The following is a 14,761-nucleotide window of genomic DNA, read 5'->3' on the forward strand; positions in this document are numbered from 1 at the left end:
GGATGCGTTCACCCGCCGGCCGTCGACGCTGTTAACGTGACCACGCTCACACGCGAGCCCGGGGCACGTGCCCCGGCCGACGTCACGACGAAGTGGGGACGGATGCGAGAGGTCACGAGACGGGAGCTCCTCGGCTGGGGGCTCGCCGGCGGAGCGGCGACGATGCTCGGCGGGTGCGCGACGCCCGGCACGACGTCGGTCAACACCCAGCCGGTGGTGCCGGCGGCCGCCGGGGAGAAGGTCACGCTCACCTACTGGGCGTGGCTCAAGGACCTGCAGAAGGTCGCGGACGTCTGGAACGCGCAGCATCCCGACGTCCAGGTCCAGGTGTCCTGGATCCCGGGAGGCAACGGCGGCGGGTACCAGAAGCTGTACTCCGCGCTCGCGGCCGGCGGCGGGCCGGACCTGGCGCAGGTGGAGATGCGCACCGTGCCGGAGTTCATGCTCGTCAACGGGCTGGTCGATCTGGAGCGGTACGGCGTCTCCGAGCACGCCGACAAGTTCGACCCGACCCTGTGGAGCCAGGTGAGCTTCGCGGGCGGCGTCTACGGCATCCCGCAGGACTCGGGGCCCGTGGGCATGTACTACCGGCCCGACCTGTACGAGCAGGTCGGCGCGGACGTCCCGACCACGTGGGCCCAGTGGGCCGAGGTGGCGCCCGCGTTCCGTGAGCTCGGCGCCTACATCGACATGTTCGCGCTCGACGACGCCTCGATCTTCGCCGGCCACGCGATGCAGGCGGGCGCGACGTGGCTGCGCAGCGCCGACGACGGCTGGGTCATCGACATGGCGAGCGAGACGACGCTCGAGGTCGCGCGGTTCTTCGACCAGGCGATCGACGACGACCTCGTGACCACCTCGGCCAACGCGTTCTCCCCGGCGTGGTTCGCCGCCGCGGCGGACGACAAGATCGCCTCCCTCGTGCAGGCCAGCTGGGGCGACGCCCTCCTCGAGGGGGTGAGCGGGGCCGAGGGCAAGTGGCGGGTCGCGCCCGCCCCGCGCTGGGACCACGGGTACGGCTCGTCGTTCATCGGCGGTTCGACCTCGGCGGTGCTCGCGAACAGCAAGCACCCGAAGGAGGCCATGGAGTTCGCCGTCTGGATGAACACCAGCCCGGAGGGCATCGACGCGATGATCGAGCACTCGGGCATCGGCTGGTCCCCGGCCCGCGACTACATCGGGGCCGCGCGCGAGAAGCCGAGCGAGTTCTTCGGCGGCCAGCGGTACAACACCGAGGTGTTCCAGCCGGCCAGCCGCGACCAGAACCCCGACTGGCAGTGGTGGCCCATCACGCAGCAGACGTTCAACATCCTCGGCGACGGGTTCCGGCGCAAGGCCACGGGCGGCACGCTCGTGGACGCCGTCGTCGCCGCGGAGGCGCGGACCATCGAGGTGTTCCGGCAGAAGGGCCTGACGATCCGGAAGGCGGACGACCGATGAGCACGCAGACCGCCCAGACCACGACCACCCCCGGGTCCGCCCGGCGTGCCACGACCGGCCGCTCGCCGAGCCGCCGCACGGTGGTGAACCGCGCCCCGTGGATCCTCGTCTCCCCGTTCCTCGTGCTGTTCCTGCTGACGTTCGTGCTGCCGATCTGCGTGGCTGTCGGGCAGAGCTTCACGACGGTCACGCGCGCCGGGCTCTTCGGCGAGGAGGGCGTGACCAGCAGCTTCGCGTGGTTCGAGAACTACCGGCTGGTGCTCGAGGACGGGAACTTCGTCGCGTCGATCTGGCGCATGCTCCTGTTCGGCGTCGTGCAGGTGCCGGTGATGATCATCGCCGCGACGGTGCTGGCGCTGCTCCTGGAGTCCGCGTCGTCCCGCTGGCCGGGCTTCTTCCGCGCCACCTACTTCCTGCCGTACGGCATCCCCGGCGTCATCGCGACGATCCTCTGGTCGTTCCTCTACGTGCCCGGGCTGAGCCCGATCATCGACGTCTCGGAGAAGCTGTTCGGGTACACGCCCGACTTCCTCGGGGCGGGCACGGTGCTCTGGTCGATCGCGAACATCGTCACCTGGACGTACGCGGGCTACAACATGCTCATCATCGTGGCCCAGCTCAAGGCGATCCCGACCGAGCTGTACGAGGCGGCGCGCGTCGACGGCGCCGGCCCCTGGCGCACCGCGATGTCGATCCAGCTGCCGCTCATCCGGCCCGCGCTGGTGCTGACCACGGTGTTCTCGATCATCGGCACGCTGCAGCTCTTCGCCGAGCCGCAGCTGCTGCAGACCGTCTCGCCGGCGATCGACTCGCAGTACACGCCCAACCTGTCCGCCTACACGACGGCCTTCGCCTACAACGACTACAACCTCGCGGCAGCCCAGTCCGTGCTGATCGCACTCGTCGCGTTCGCGCTGTCGTTCCTCTTCCTCCGGCTGACGAACAGGAGCTCGCGATGACCGCCGCCGTCTCGACAGGAACAGGCACGGCCCTGCCGGCAGGTGCCGACACGCAGCGGGCCACGACGGACGTCGCGCCGGCCAAGGGGAGCGGGGGCAGGCCCGCCACGCGAATCCTCGTCACCGCCATCCTCGTCGTCGTCGCCGTCTACTTCCTCGTCCCCGTGTACTGGGTGGTCATCGCGGCCACGAAGACGACGGACGACCTCTTCGGCACCAACGGTTTCTGGTTCGGCAACTCGTTCGCGCTCTTCGACAACATCGCCGCGGTGTTCTCCTACGGCGGCGGCATCTTCTGGCGGTGGCTCGGCAACTCGGTGCTGTACGCGGGGCTGGGCGCCGTCATCGCCACCTACCTGGCGGCGGCCGGCGGGTACGCGCTCGCCAAGTACGCGTTCCGCGGGCGCAACCTCATCTTCGGGCTCGTGCTCGGCGGCGTGCTGGTGCCCGGCACCGCGACGGCGCTGCCGCTGTTCCTGCTGTTCAGCCAGATGGGCCTCGCGAACACCTACTGGAGCGTGCTCATCCCGTCGCTGGTGTCGCCGTTCGGCTTCTTCCTGTGCCGCATCTACGCCGACTCCACCGTGGACAACTCGCTGGTGGAGGCGGCCCGCATCGACGGGGCGGGGGAGCTGCGCATCTTCCACACCATCGGCCTGCGGATCATGACGCCCGCGCTCGTCACCGTGCTGCTCTTCCAGATCGTGGGCATCTGGAACAACTACTTCCTGCCGCTCGTGATGCTGAGCGACCAGGAGCTGTACCCGATCACCCTGGGGCTCAACAACTGGCGCGCCCAGACCGACCGGCTCCCCGAGTTCTACGAGCTCACCACCGGGGGCGTGCTGCTCTCGGTCATCCCGCTCGCCGTCGCCATGATCGTGCTGCAACGGTTCTGGCGCGGCGGACTGACGGAAGGTGCTGTCAAGGCATGACCCTGCTCTCCCCCCTGCCGCACGAGTCCACCGCCCCCGCGACCGGCCGGGTCGACCCGGCCCGGTCCGCCCTGGACAGCGACGCCCCCCGCCTCCCGCTCGACGGCACGTGGGGCTTCCGCCTCCTGCCGGGCGTGCCCGGCGCCCCCGGGGCGCACGGCGCGCTGCCCGACGGCGAGGGCGTCGCCGACTTCGCCCGGCCCGGCTACGCCGCGTCGCCCGGCGCGGGCTGGGGCGAGATCCCCGTGCCGGCGCACTGGGTGCTCGAGGGCGACGGCGCGCACGGGCGGCCGATCTACACGAACGTCCAGTTCCCGTTCCCCGTGGACCCGCCGCACGTGCCGGACGAGAACCCGACCGGCGACTACCGCCGCGACGTGGACGTCCCCGCCGCCTGGACCGAGGGCGGCCGTGTGCTGCTGCGGTTCGACGGCGTGGAGTCCTTCTTCACCGTGTGGGTGAACGGCGAGGAGATCGGCTCGGCGTCGGGCAGCCGGCTCGCGCACGAGTACGACGTCACCGACGCGGTGCGCCCTGGCGCCAACACGGTCGCGGTGCGCGTGGTGCAGTGGTCGGCCGCGAGCTACCTCGAGGACCAGGACCAGTGGTGGCTGCCCGGCATCTTCCGCGACGTCACCCTGCTGCACCGGCCCGTGGGCGCGCTCGACGACGTGTGGCTCGACGCCGACCTCGAACCGGGACCGGACCCCGCGACGGGCGAGGGCACCCTCGTGCCGGAGGTGCGGGCGGACGCCGCGGCGTTCCCGGTGCGGCTGCGCGTGCCCGAGCTCGGGGTCGACGTCGCGTGGGCCACGCCCGAGGACGTCGCGCCCGTCGCGGTGGGCGCGGTCGAGCCGTGGTCGGCCGAGGTGCCGCGCCGCTACGAGGCGACCGTCGCCTCGACGGGGGAGACGGTCACGCTGCGCGTCGGCTTCCGGCGGGTGGAGATCGTCGGCGACCGGCTGCTCGTCAACGGGCGGCGGATCACCTTCTCGGGCATGAACCGCCACGAGACCCACCCCGACCGCGGGCGCGTCTTCGACGAGGAGCACGCCCGCCGCGACCTCGCGCAGATGAAGCAGCACAACGTCAACGCGATCCGCACCAGCCACTACCCGCCGCACCCGCGCGTGCTCGACCTCGCCGACGAGCTCGGCCTGTGGGTCATCCTCGAGACCGACCTCGAGACGCACGGCTTCGAGGCCGGCGGCTGGGTCGACAACCCCAGCGACGACCCGCGCTGGCGCGACGCCTACCTCGACCGCGTGCGGCGCACGGTGGAGCGCGACAAGAACCACCCCAGCGTCGTGCTCTGGTCGCTCGGCAACGAGTCCGGCACGGGCAGCAACCTCGCCGCGATGGCCGAGTGGGTGCACCACCGCGACCCGTCCCGGCCCGTGCACTACGAGGGCGACTACGAGGGCGAGTACACCGACGTCTACTCGCGGATGTACTCCACGGTGCCCGAGACGGCGTCCATCGGCAGCGACGACGACCTCTCGCCCGTGCTTGGCTGCTCCGTGGCGGACTCGGCCCGGCAGCGGTCCAAGCCGTTCCTGCTGTGCGAGTACGCGCACGCGATGGGCAACGGCCCGGGCGCGCTCGACCAGTACCGCGAGCTCGTCGACACCCGCCCGCGGCTGCACGGCGGGTTCGTCTGGGAGTGGCGCGACCACGGCCTGCGCACCACCACGTCCGACGGCGTCGAGTTCTTCGCCTACGGCGGCGACTTCGGCGAGGTCGTGCACGACGGCAACTTCGTCATGGACGGCATGGTGCTGTCCGACGACACCCCCAGCCCGGGCCTGACGGAGTTCGCGCACGTCGAGCGGCCGGTCGTCGTGCGACCCGTTCCGACCGCCCGGGGCGGTGCCCCCGGTGCGGTCGAGATCTGGAACCGCCGGCACACCGCGGACACGGCCGACCTCGAGCTGCGCTGGCGCGTGGAGCACGACGGCGAGGTCGTGGCCGAGGGCAAGGCCGCCGTCGAGGGGGACCCTTCGACGGGCTCAGGACGAGGGGACGGGCAGCCGGTCGCCGCGGGGGAGCGGGTCGTCGTCACGCTGCTCGACGAGGCGTCGCTCCCGGCGGCAGCTCCGGGCGCCGAGGTCTTCCTCACCGTCGAGCTGTCGCTGCGCGAGGCCGCGGCGTGGGCCGACGCCGGGCACGTCGTCGCGCGCGACCAGTGGCCGCTCGCGGCGCCCGCCGCCGCGCGGGCCCGGCGCCCGCGCGCCGTGGCGCTCGCGGACGCCCCGGTCGTGTTCCGGGGGCCGGAGCTCGTCGGGCTCGCGGGGGCGGAGGTGTCCGGTCCGCGCGTCGAGCTGTGGCGCGCGCCCACGGACAACGACGAGGGCGCCGCGATGAGCAGCTACGACGCCACGGACCCGGCCACCCTGCCGTGGCGCGGCACGCCCGCGCCGCCGGTCGCGGAGCGCTGGCGCCGGCAGGGCCTGGACCGCCTGGTGCACCGCACCGTCGAGGTCGAGGAGTCGCCCGAGCGGCTGCGGGTGCGGCGGACGGTCTCGGCGGCCCAGAGCCGCAGGACGCTCGACGTCGAGGAGACCTGGACGGCCGAGCGCGCCGACGACGGCGTGGTCGAGGCGGTGCTGCGCGTCGTCGTCGCGCCGAACGACGCGTGGGACGACGTGTGGCCGCGCCTCGGGCTGCACGTCGCGCTGCCGACGGACGTGGACGGCGCCGGCTGGCTCGGCCTCGGGCCGCACGACTCGTACCCGGACGTGCGCTCGGCGGCGTTCGTGGGGCGCCACCGCGCGGGGATCGACGACCTGTCCGTGCCGTACGCGCGGCCGCAGGAGTCGGGGCACCGCTCCGAGGTGCGCGAGCTCGTGCTCGAGCGTGGCGGGCGGCCGTGGCTGCAGGTGACGGCGGCCGCCGACGCGCAGGGCCGGCGGCCCGGGTTCACGCTCGCCCGGCACTCCGCGCACGAGGTCGCGCGGGCCGCGCACCCGTACGAGCTGCCGGCGCCGACCCAGCACCACCTGTACGTCGACGCCGCCCAGCACGGCCTGGGCTCCCGTGCCTGCGGGCCGGACGTGTGGCCCACGGCGATGCTCCGGCCGCAGGCCCGCACCCTGGAGCTGCGCTGGCGGGCGCTCTGAGGCGTTCGGCGCCGGGATAGAGAGGCGTCTCGCCGAGATAGAGAGGGGGCGGACCGCACCACGTGCGGTCCGCCCCCTCTCTATCTCGGCGAGACGCCTCTCTATCCCGGCGAGCGGGTCGCGGTGTCCGCGACGATCGCGCCGCCGTCGAGCACGAGCCGCCGGCCGCGGAACCGCTCGCGCATCGTCCGGTCGTGCGAGACGAGCACGAGCGTGCCCTCGAACGCCGCGAAGGCGCGCTCCAGCTCCTCGACCAGCGCGGGCGCGAGGTGGTTGGTCGGCTCGTCGACCAGCAGCAGGTCCGTGGCGGAGGTGACCACCCGCGCGAGCTCGAGGCGCGAGCGCTGCCCCTGGGAGAGCTCCCGGATCGGGCGGGGCAGGTCCTCGGGACGGAAGAGGCCGGTCGCGAGCAGCGCCTCTGCGCTCTCGTCCAGGTCGCCGGGCCGCCCGGCCGCGAACGCGTGCAGCACCGTGCGGCCGTCGTCCGAGGCGAACGCGACCGTCTGCCGCAGGTGTGCGACGACGCCCGTACTGCGCGCCGTGCCGGCGTCGGTCGCCACCTCGCCCGCGATCACCCCCAGCAGCGTGCTCTTGCCCGCGCCGTTCGCGCCCGTGACCAGCACGTGCTCGCCCGCCTTCACCCGCAGCCGCGGGACGGCGAGGCGTCCGTGCACCACGACGTCGGCGAGGTCGATGACGGGGCCGCCGCTCGCGCCGCCGTCGTCCCGCGCGGTGCCGACGTCGGTCCGGAACTCCGCCCGGTCGGCGGGCCGCGCCGCTGGATCTTCCGTCAGGCGCCGCACCCGCTCCTTCGCGTTGCGGATGCGGCCCGTGGCGCCGTGGGCGCGGGACCGCAGCCGGAACGCCCCCGAGCCGAACGACGCGATGGGGACCTTGCGCGGGATCTGCTCCATCGCCTCGACGTTCCGCTCCGCGATGCGCTGCTGGCGGCCGAGGTCCGCGCGCCACCGCTCCCACGCGAGCCGGATCTGCTCGCGCTCGGCCTCCTTGGCGGCGAGGTAGCCCGCCCACCCGGTGCCGTACCGCCGCGCCCGCCCGTCCTCGACCTCTACGAGCGTGGTCGTGAGGTCCGCCAGGAAGGCCCGGTCGTGCGTGACGGCGACGACGGTGCCGTCGTGCGCCCGCAGCCGCTCGGTGAGCCAGTCGAGGGCGTCGTCGTCGAGGTCGTTGGTGGGTTCGTCGAGCAGCAGCAGCTCCGGGTCGGCGGCGAGCGTCGCCGCCAGGGCGAGCCGCGACCGCTCCCCGCCGGAGAGCGTGCCGAGCGGGCGCCCGCGGTCCAGGCCGGGCAGCCCGAGCCGGTGCAGCGCCACGTCGACCCGGTGGTCCGCGCCGCGCCCGTCGCGGGCCTCGAAGCGCGTTGTGAGGGCGTCGTACCGCCGCATCGCGTCGTCCAGGGCGTCCCCGCGCAGGGTGCCGAGCGTGCTCTCGAGCGCGGAGATCTGCGCCTCGAGGGCGCGCACGTCCGCCAGCACGCGGTCGATCGCGTCGGCGACCGTGCTCGCGCCCGGCAGCTCGAGCGTCTGCGGGAGGTAGCCGGTGCCGCCCGGCGCGCGCACGGACCGGGTGCCGTTCTGCGGCTCCAGCGCGCCGGCGACGACGGCGAGCAGGGTGCTCTTGCCGGAGCCGTTGTCGCCGACGACGCCGACGCGCTCGCCGGGGGAGACGGTCAGGGAGAGGCGGTCGAGCACCACGCGGTCGGCGTAGCGCAGGGTGATGTCGGTGAGGGTGAGCTGTGACGGGTCCATGGGCGGGACTCCTTCTGTCGTCGTCGACGACCGTGGAGGGCGGCGGGCGCGCGGACGCCGACGCGGAGCGGTGCTGTCGGAGCTGCTCGACGCGTCGGCGCGGGGGTGCTCACAGGGTTCCCATCGCCGTGCACCCTACGCACGCGGGGCGCGGGGTGCACGGCGTTTTCCACCGTTCGCCGGTGTCGACAGGCTCAACCAGCGGTACTGATCACCAGGGTCACCGGCCCGATCAGCCCCGACGGGCGGCGGTCGCCCTCGTAGTAGTTCGCGGCGCTGTTGCTCACCAGCACCTCGAGGGCGTGCCGTCCTGGCCGGAGCACCCCCGCGGGGACCTCCACCACGTGCGGGGCCGCCAGGGAGTGCCCGACGACGGCGCCGTCCACGCTCACCGTCGCCGCGTCGCCGACGACGCCGAGGTCCAGGCGCGCGGCGCCCGCGCCGTCCGGCACGTCCACCTCGGCCGCGTAGCGCACCGAGCCGGAGAACCGCCGCAGCACGGGCTCGCGGGTCCAGTCGCCCAGGCCGAGCACGGGCGGGACCACCGGCCGCGGCCCGTCGTGGCCGGCGACCGGGCCGGCGTCCTGGATCGACGCCAGGTCTCCGACGACCCGCTCGACCGTGCCGCGCCAGCCCGTGACCTCGACGCGCCGGCCCGACGTCGGCGCCGCGGGCCGCACGTCCGCCCCGGCGGCCGGGACGAGGGCGAGCGTCCGGCGCCGGTCCAGCTCGAGCAGCACGCGGCCGTCGTGGTCGCGCCGCACCGGGTGGCGGGCGTCGGTGAACGGGTCCCACCAGCAGGCGTCGTCGGGCAGCGGCGGCAGCCGCAGCGCGGTGCGGATCGCCTCCTCGCCCTCGTGGAAGAAGACGTAGCCGGCCCGGTCGGCGAGCCCCACCGCGCGCAGGTCAGGGGCCGGGGGAGCGGCGTCCACCACGGGCAGGCCCCGCGCCCGCAGGTCCTCCTTGAGCAGCGCCACGTCCGGGACGCCGTCGTCCGGGTCCAGGAGCGCGGGGAACCCGGCGTCCGCGGCCCGGCCGGCGTCGGCGCGGTCCACGTAGCCGAAGTCGACCTGCGCCTCCAGCAGCGCGCGGACCACCGGGCCCGACGGCGCGGCGTCGGGCCTGCTGAGGACGCCGACCGGCCAGACCGGCGGCGTCGCGGCGAGCAGCTCGGCGACCCGCCGGACGTACGCGACGAACGGCGGCAGGTGCGGCCACCACGAGTTCCAGCGGCCCAGGTCGGGCTCGCTCTCGAACGCCCGGCCCCCGCGCACGGAGGCGAAGAAGGCGTGCAGCACCGGCGTCGTCACGCCGCGGCTCAGGTACCAGTCGAGCAGCCACCGCGCCTCGTCCAGGCCGAGCCGCCACCCGTACGCGCCCAGCACCTCGGTGACCGCGGGCGCCCCGCGCAGCCGGGCGGCGCTCGCGGCCACCTTGGGCGCGGTCGACTCCGGCCCGTCGAGGCCGCTTCCGCCGCCCGCGTCGTCGGCGTTCGCCGGGAGCACCCACCGCCACACCGTGTCCTGGCCGGGCCAGTGCAGACGCGCCGCCGTGGCCAGGTCGTCGGGCTCGGCCGGGTGGCCCGTGAGCGCGATGCCGTGCGCGGCGCACCAGGCCGCCTGCGCGTCGTAGTAGACGCGGTGCAGCCGCGCCCGGACGGCGTCGTCGTAGGCGCGGACGAACCCGGTGGCGTCCGGGTCGGTGCCGCCCGCGCGCGTGCCGCCCTCGCCGTCCCAGAGCTCGGGCAGCCGGCGCAGCACCTCGGCGACCTCGACGCCGAGCCCGGCCGCGACCTCCGCCTCCAGCCCCGGCGTGTACGGGCGGGCGAGCGGGCGGTGCCCGCGGCCCAGCAGGAACGGCTCGTCGGTGAACATCGCGACGACCGTGCTGCCCAGGTGCGCGCCGAGCGCCCCGGCGTACGCGTCGTGGGTCAGCGCGAGGAACGTGGCGACGGCGTCCGGGTTGAGCAGGTCCGCCGCGGCGGGCGCCAGCGCGGAGCCGTCGTCCTGCTCCGCGTGCGCGCCGCGGATCGTGCCGCCGCTCGCCGCGTCGAACACCGCGGTCACGTGCCACGAGCCCGGCGGCAGGTCGAGCCGCACCAGGCCGGGCGCGCGGACCGGGAGCAGCACGCTCGTCCCGTCCTCGTCGTCGTCCCCGTCGTCCTGGCGGCGCGCGACGACGGCGAGCAGGCGCGCGTCCAGGTCCCGGCCCAGCGCGGGGCGCCAGTACCCGGCGTCGTCGGGCCCGTCCGCGCTCCCGACGTCGACGGACCGCGTCACGGGCACCAGGCAGCGCGCGGCGAACGCCGGGTCGCGCGCCGCGACGGCGCCGTTCGCGGACCCGGACGGGTACGACGCCTCGTCGTAGAGCATGACCGCCAGCCCCCGCCGGGCGCACTCGTCCACCGCGACGCGCACCAGCCGCAGGTACTCCGGCGTCAGGTACCCGACGCGGCGGCCCAGCCCGACCCGCGCGCTGAGCGTCACCCCGACGAACCCGGCCCCGGCGATCTCGCCGAGCTGCGCGAGCACCGTGGCGTCGTCCAGGTCGTCGTTCCAGAACACGAACGCGTACGGCCCCACCGGACCGGTGGGGAGCGGGCGGTCCGGCATCAGCCGACCCGCACCACGCGGACGGAGCCCGCGGGCACGGCGAGGGTGCCGTCGACGGCGTCCCCGGTGAGCAGCTCGGTGCCCGTGACCGGAGCGCTCGCGCCGCCGAGCGTCGCGTCGGCGGCGGTGTGGTTGATCGCGAACAGCCACGACGTCGCGCCGTCCTCCGACCACCGCCGCACGACCTCCACCCCGGCCGGCGCGGCGACCTCCGGCGCCACGCCCGCCTCGGCCACCAGGAGCTCGGCCAGCGCACCGAGGCCCGCGTCGTCGAGCCGCGTCGCGACGTACCACGCGCGCCCGCACCCGACCTCGCGCCGGGTGATCGCGGGCCACCCCGCGAGGTCGCCGTCGTCGTACGACGCGACCACCTCGGTGGCGTCCGCCGCGCGCGTCTTCTCGGTCCACAGGTCGGCCACGGCCTCGCCGCCCACCGCCTTGCCGGCCACGCGCACCGACCCGCCCTCCTGCAGCGGGTGGAACTCCTCGGTGCGCACGCCCAGCAGGTCCCGGAACGCGCCGGGGTAGCCGCCGAGGCGCACGTGGTCGTGCTCGTCGACGATGCCGGAGAAGTAGGTGACCACGACGGTCGCGCCCCGCTCGGCGGCGGCCGCGACGTTCGCGGCGTCGGCGTCGGTGACGACGTACGTGGTGGGCAGGACGACGAGGTCGTAGCCGTCGAGGTCGGCGCCGGGCGGCACGAGGTCGGTCGTGACGCCGAGCCGCCACAGGGCCCGGTACCAGGCCTGCACCTGGTCCATGTAGCGCAGGTCCTGCGAGGGGTGGGAGTCGAGCTCGGAGCCCCACCACGACGGCCAGTCCATCACCACGGCCGCGCGCGAGCGCACCCGCGAACCGCGCACCTCGCCGAGCGCGCGCAGGGCGCGGCCGAGGGTCACGACGTCGCGCCACAGGTCGGAGTCCCGGCCGGCGTGCGGCACCATCGCCGAGTGGTACTTCTCGGCGCCGGCCCGGGACTGGCGCCACTGGAAGAACATCACCGCGTCGGCGCCGCGGGCCACGTGCTGCAGCGAGTTGCGCAGCATCTCGCCGGGCGCCTTGGGGGTGTTGCGGGGCTGCCAGTTCACGGCCGACGTCGAGTGCTCCATGAGGACCCACGGGGCGCCGCCCGCGACCCCTCGCGTGAGGTCCGCCGAGAACGCGAGGTCGACGTGCCGCTCGGGGTCGGCGGACATCGTGTAGTGGTCGTTCGCGACGACGTCCAGCTCGGGGCCCCACGAGAAGTAGTCCATGCCCGTGCAGTGCGCGGTCGCCATGAGGTTGGTCGTGACGGGCACGTGCGGCGTGATCTCGCGGAGGGTGTCGCGCAGGTCGCGGTAGTAGTCGAGCAGCGCGTCCGAGGAGTACCGGTGGAAGTCGAGCTGCTGCGTGGGGTTGGCGAACGTGGGCGCCGTCAGCGGGGGCAGCACGTCGTCGAACGACCCGTAGCGCTGCGACCAGAACGCCGTGCCCCACGCCTCGTTGAGCGCGTCGACGCTGCCGTACCGCGCGCGCAACCACTCCCGGAAGGCGGCAGCCGCCGCGTCCGAGTGGTCGCGCGGCACGTGGCAGCCGATCTCGTTGTCCACGTGCCAGACGGCGAGCGCCGGGTGGTCGCGGTAGCGCTCGGCGATGCGGGTGGTCATGCGCAGCGCGTAGTCGCGGTGCACGGGGTGCGTGACGGCGTACGACTGGCGGCCGCCCTGGTGCAGCACGGTGCCGTCGGCCAGGCGCGGCAGGATCTCGGGGTGCGCGCGGGTCAGCCACGGCGGCGGCGACGCGGTGGCGGTGGCCAGCGCGACCCGGATGCCGGCGGAGTGCAGGCGGTCCAGGGTCTCGTCGAGCCAGCCCCAGTCGAGCTCGCCTTCGCGGGGCTCGATCGTGGCCCACGAGAAGATCGCCACGCTCAGCACGTTGACGCCGGCCTCGCGCATGAGCTCGAGGTCCTCGAGGCGCACGTCCTGCGGCCACTGCTCGGGGTTGTAGTCGCCCCCGAAGCCGAGGCCGACGAGGTCGGCGTTCCAGGGGCGGGGGGTCGGTCCGGACTCCGGTGTCGTGCGTCGTCGCATGGCACGAGTGTGCCATTGAATCGATGTAACGGGGAAGCGCTTGCCACGCGGCCCCGACGAGACGCCCGGTCCCCCTTCGAGAACGGGGTCTGTCGCGGCAACCGACCGGTTGCCGCGACAGACCCCGTTCTCGAAGGGGGACCGGGTCAGCCGACGCCGGTCGTGGACTCGCGGACCACCAGCTCCGGCTGGAACGTCACCTGCTCGACGGCGTCGTCCGGGTCGAGGAGCAGGTCGGCCGCGCGGTGGCCGAGCTGGTGGGTGGGCTGGCGCACCGAGGTGAGCGGGGTGGCCAGCTCGCCGGCGAAGGCCACGTCGTCGTACCCGACGACCGCCATGCCCGACGGCACGGGCACCCCCGCCGCGCGCAGCGTGCGCAGCGCCCCGAGGGCGGTGAGGTCGTTGACGCACATCGTGGCCGTCGGCCGCTCGGCGAGGTCGAGCACCTGCTCCGTGCCCGCCTGGCCGCCGTCGGCGTTCAGGGTGGCGATCGTGATCTCGACGAGCGCCTCGCCCGGGTCGAGCCCGAGCTCGACGAGCGCCTCGTGCAGGCCGGCGCTGCGGTCGGCGCACTGCCGGATGGTGTGCGGGCCATTGAGGAAGGCGATGCGCTCGTGCCCCAGCTCGACGAGGTGGCGCGCGGCCGCCGCGGCGCCCGCGCGGTCGTCGACGGCCACGGACGAGAGCGTGTCCACGGGCGAGGGGCGGTCGAGCAGCACCACGCGCAGCCCGCGGGCGCGGAGCGCCTCCAGGTGCTCGAGGTCGGGGGTCGACGGGACCACCATGACGCCCTGCACGCCGTGCTCCTCGAACAGGCGCAGGTAGCGCGCCTCCCGCTCGGGGTTCTCGTCGGAGCTGGCGAGCATCAGCGTGTAGTCCGCCTCCTCCAGGCGGTCCTCGATGCCGCGGGCCACGTCGGTGAAGAAGGGGTTGGAGACGTCGAGCACGATGGCGCCCGCCGTGGTGATCGTGCCCGCGCGCAGCTGGCGGGCGGAGCCGTTGGGCACGAACGCGAGGTCGTCGATCGCCGCGAGGACGCGCTCGCGCGTGGTGGGGGAGACCCGGTCGGGCCGGTTGAGGACGTTCGACACGGTGCCGACCGACACCTGGGCCAGGCGCGCGACGTCGCTGATCGACGCGCGGCGGCGGGGGGCGGTCGTCGTCATGTGCTGCTCCTCGGGTTCGGGCGCGTCGTCACGCCTGGGCTCCAGCGTAGAGGTACCTGGGCGTCGTTCCGTGTTGCTAGGTTCATCGTATGAACCGTTTCATCGACGACGGCGCAACGACGCACGTCTGCTTCGTGTCCCGCGTACGGCGCGACCGGCTCGAGGAGTACAAGGCGGCGCACGCCGCCGTCTGGCCCGAGATGCTCGAGGCGCTCGCCGACACCGGCTGGCACGACTACCGACTCTTCCTCGCCCCCGACGGCCTGCTGGTCGGGATCCTGCGCACCGACGACTACGAGCGCGCGCAGCGCGACATGGCCGCCCGCGAGGTGAACGAGCGCTGGCAGGCGGAGATGAAGGACTTCTTCGAGCCCGCCGAGGGGCGGCCCGACGAGGAGTTCGTCCAGCTCGAGGAGGTCTTCCATCTCGAGTCGCAGCTCGACGCCGCCCGCCGCGCCGACTGACCTCCCGCGACCTGTCAGGGCCACGCGCGCGTATTCATGCTCCTGGTCCTGACAGCTCCGGGTCCCCGCGAGTTGTCAGGGCCACGCGCGCATCTTCATGCTCCTGGACCTGACAGCTCGACCGCGGTGTCCAGGCATGGGTGGACGGTTGACGCCACCCTCCCGCGCCCCTACGCTATGAAACGATTCAAAGCGGTCGCGCGGCGGCCGCACCAGCATCGCGCGAGGGAG

Annotated in this window: 9 protein-coding genes; 5 read left to right on the forward strand and 4 right to left on the reverse strand. The window is 74.3% G+C overall.

The window, feature by feature from the left end:
• Nucleotides 1–102: 102 nt before the first annotated feature.
• Genes ACQFYA_RS04180 through ACQFYA_RS04195 form a run of 4 tightly spaced genes read left to right on the forward strand, consistent with a single transcriptional unit; the run spans nucleotide 103 to nucleotide 6,453 of the window.
• Nucleotides 103–1,440, forward strand: a complete 1,338-nt coding sequence (locus ACQFYA_RS04180) for an ABC transporter substrate-binding protein (protein WP_499127433.1) — start codon at nucleotides 103–105, stop codon at nucleotides 1,438–1,440.
• Nucleotides 1,437–2,399 carry a carbohydrate ABC transporter permease gene (locus ACQFYA_RS04185; protein ID WP_499121767.1) on the forward strand — a complete coding sequence of 321 codons (963 nt, stop codon included), beginning with the start codon at nucleotides 1,437–1,439 and terminating at the stop codon, nucleotides 2,397–2,399. Before ACQFYA_RS04180 ends, ACQFYA_RS04185 begins: the two co-directional genes overlap by 4 nt.
• Nucleotides 2,396–3,334 carry a carbohydrate ABC transporter permease gene (locus ACQFYA_RS04190; protein ID WP_499121768.1) on the forward strand — a complete coding sequence of 313 codons (939 nt, stop codon included), beginning with the start codon at nucleotides 2,396–2,398 and terminating at the stop codon, nucleotides 3,332–3,334. The genes ACQFYA_RS04185 and ACQFYA_RS04190 overlap by 4 nt, the downstream gene beginning before the upstream one ends.
• A complete protein-coding gene (locus ACQFYA_RS04195; protein WP_499121769.1) occupies nucleotides 3,331–6,453 on the forward strand; it encodes a glycoside hydrolase family 2 TIM barrel-domain containing protein in 3,123 nt (1,040 codons plus the stop codon). The genes ACQFYA_RS04190 and ACQFYA_RS04195 overlap by 4 nt, the downstream gene beginning before the upstream one ends.
• Nucleotides 6,454–6,554: 101 nt before the next feature.
• On the opposite strand, the gene abc-f is transcribed toward ACQFYA_RS04195, so the two are convergent.
• From abc-f to ACQFYA_RS04215, 4 genes are all read right to left on the reverse strand, one after another.
• Nucleotides 6,555–8,219 (reverse strand): ribosomal protection-like ABC-F family protein, encoded by a 1,665-nt coding sequence (gene abc-f, locus ACQFYA_RS04200; protein ID WP_499121770.1) that lies wholly within the window; start codon nucleotides 8,217–8,219, stop codon nucleotides 6,555–6,557.
• Between the two features lie 194 nt (nucleotides 8,220–8,413).
• Nucleotides 8,414–10,831, reverse strand: a complete 2,418-nt coding sequence (locus tag ACQFYA_RS04205) for a hypothetical protein (protein WP_499121771.1) — start codon at nucleotides 10,829–10,831, stop codon at nucleotides 8,414–8,416.
• Nucleotides 10,831–12,900 (reverse strand): beta-galactosidase, encoded by a 2,070-nt coding sequence (locus ACQFYA_RS04210; RefSeq protein WP_499121772.1) that lies wholly within the window; start codon nucleotides 12,898–12,900, stop codon nucleotides 10,831–10,833. Before ACQFYA_RS04210 ends, ACQFYA_RS04205 begins: the two co-directional genes overlap by 1 nt.
• A 146-nt stretch (nucleotides 12,901–13,046) precedes the next feature.
• The gene (locus ACQFYA_RS04215) at nucleotides 13,047–14,066 is read right to left on the reverse strand and encodes a LacI family DNA-binding transcriptional regulator (protein ID WP_499121773.1); all 1,020 of its coding nucleotides are present in this window, start codon (nucleotides 14,064–14,066) and stop codon (nucleotides 13,047–13,049) included.
• An 89-nt stretch (nucleotides 14,067–14,155) separates the two neighbouring features.
• Between ACQFYA_RS04215 and ACQFYA_RS04220 the strand changes: the two genes are divergently transcribed.
• A complete protein-coding gene (locus tag ACQFYA_RS04220; RefSeq protein WP_499121774.1) occupies nucleotides 14,156–14,530 on the forward strand; it encodes an L-rhamnose mutarotase in 375 nt (124 codons plus the stop codon).
• Nucleotides 14,531–14,761 lie beyond the last annotated feature (231 nt).

This window comes from Promicromonospora sp. Marseille-Q5078 (assembly GCF_050315395.1).
Classification (GTDB): domain Bacteria; phylum Actinomycetota; class Actinomycetes; order Actinomycetales; family Cellulomonadaceae; genus Isoptericola.